The sequence below is a fragment of the Solibacillus merdavium genome (assembly GCF_014836935.1).
In the GTDB taxonomy this organism is placed as follows: domain Bacteria; phylum Bacillota; class Bacilli; order Bacillales_A; family Planococcaceae; genus Solibacillus; species Solibacillus ferritrahens.
This window is the reverse complement of sequence record NZ_JACSPW010000039.1, coordinates 1-2,163: the sequence shown is the minus strand read 5'-3', so window position 1 is coordinate 2,163 and position 2,163 is coordinate 1. Positions and strand designations below refer to the sequence as shown.

At 35.9% G+C, this 2,163-nt stretch carries 2 protein-coding genes; both read left to right on the top strand.

Annotated features, from left to right (window positions below; all coding sequences use genetic code 11):
• Nucleotides 1-825, top strand: an 825-nt coding sequence (locus tag H9632_RS18610) for a pre-toxin TG domain-containing protein (protein ID WP_191705553.1), incomplete at its 5' end; no start/stop codon positions are given.
• A complete protein-coding gene (locus tag H9632_RS18605) occupies nt 822-1,490 on the top strand; it encodes an SMI1/KNR4 family protein (RefSeq protein ID WP_191705552.1) in 669 nt (222 codons plus the stop codon). The genes H9632_RS18610 and H9632_RS18605, both read left to right, overlap by 4 nt.
• Nucleotides 1,491-2,163: the final 673 nt, after the last annotated feature.

Below are 2,163 nucleotides of genomic sequence, written 5' to 3'. Positions count from 1 at the left end.
GTGATCGGAAGAGACCCAATTACCGGTAGAAAGTTGGAAAGCTGGGAACGCGGAGTATCAGTTGCTGCTATTTTAGGCGGACCTTTAGTAAAAGGTGTGAAACATAGCGTAAAGCTCGGAGCAAAGGCTGTTTCAGGAGCTACATCAGGTAGCAAAGCAACAAATAAAACAGTAAATCTGGCCAAGTCCCCAACACCAACGAATCCGACAAAGCAGCAACCACCGTCCTTGGCAAAGAAGGAAGCAAGCGCAACAACGTTACCACCTGTTAAATCTAAGGAGCAGACTAAGGGTGCAGATAAAACTCGAGCAGAGTATTTAAGGGATAAGTACGGTAAATTAAGTTCCGAGCAAATCCATGCAAATATCAATGATAGGGCTGGAGCTAGTTTTCTACAAAGATCTACTAAAAGTGATCTTAAAAAGGGTGGTTATGGTACTAATGATATTGATGCTTATAAGAAAATGAGTCCCAATAAGAACCGTGCACCTGGATCCGGTACATCGAAATTAGATGGACTTGTGCAGGCTCATCATGCAATTCAAGATGAATGGGCAAAATTGTGGGCAAAGAGGAATGGAATAAAATATAGCAGTTCTAATGCACCATCTTTATTGTTAAAATCTATCTCAGGTGAATCACATGCTATTATTTCTTCATTACAAAGAGCAAGGAGACGAGCTGAAGGATTTAATACTAGCATTGTATATGAATTTAATGAGTCATATAGAGAAATGATTAAAGCTGGTGTTGACCATAAAGTGGCAAAAAAGGTAACTAAGGAAGCATATAGATTTTTTGATGGATTAGGAGGATTTAAATGATAAATAGATATTCTTTGTCAAAATTCAATCTTTACCCAGCAGTTGATGATTATGAGATTAAAAGAGTGGAGATAGAAATGGGTTTGGATTTCCCAAAAGTGTATAGAGACTTATTAAAATTGACAAATGGATTTGAAACAGAGGAAGGTATCTCCATTTTTGGGACTGATATAATAATAGAAAGAAATCAAACATATGAGGTTTCAGATTATGCTCAGGGCTATTTAGCAATCGGAAGTAATGGTGGAGGTAAATTCTACTTAATGTCAGCAGCTGAGGGTTCTAGTCAATTATTACAGGTTGACGCAGGAGTGATGAATCCGGAATACGCTACCATAGTCAGTGAGGATTTTGTTACCTGGATAAATAATGGCGCAATAAATATTGATTTATTAGAAGAAGAAGAAGAAGATGATGATGATGATGAATCGATTAACGAGGAAATGTGTGAACTTATTCTAGTGCATCCACTTAAGGGTGGGGCAACTGATTTGAAAAAAATACAAGATGTTTTTAATATTAAAAAGGGGTTATTTGATTTATTGAAAGGTTCGAAGCAACTCCCATTTGTTTTGATGAAAGACATTCCTTTTGTTTTGGCTAAAAAAAATCTGAAAGAACTTGGGGAACTCGGTAAATGCTTGAAAATTATAAAAATTAATTAGTACGGTTATTTATTTTCTAATTAAAATATAATAATTTTACAAAAGAATTATGCGTGATAGAAAATAAATAAATAGTTTAATTTGTAAAATTAGTGTAAAAGTGTATACCTCAAGCGTAAAACGTTTGGGGTATTTTGTATGAAACAACCATATCCCTTTAGTGAACGAAAATCAACCAATAATCGAGGGTTTTTCATATTATCTAAGGATACTGTATAAATTACAAATTGGGAGTCGTTCCCCATATACAGTGATAAGAAAGAATAACGCTAAACAAGAACTTTAACTGAACAGACCTCATATATGGATAAAAAGTATAATGGACATTAAAATAAATATTGCTGTTTTCAAGTAGTTAAACGGAGAGTCTCCTTTAACAGTGGGAATTAAACTTAGAGCGCAAATGAAATATTCATTCATTTGTGCTCTATTTATTAATAGAATAAGCAGTATTTATTTTCTTCATAGCAAAAAACATGGCATTCAGTGCAACCGAATCACTTCGTTTCACCTGTGGATTCAGTAGCATCGTGCTAGACAGTGTGACCGATATGCAGGGAGAACTGGTCATGATGGAAGGCTCTGTGAAAGGTCCGGTTTCGGTGGCAGAAGCAGCGGATGACGAAGACGACGAGGATGAAGACCTGGATTCAGCGCTCGATGTTTTAGGCAT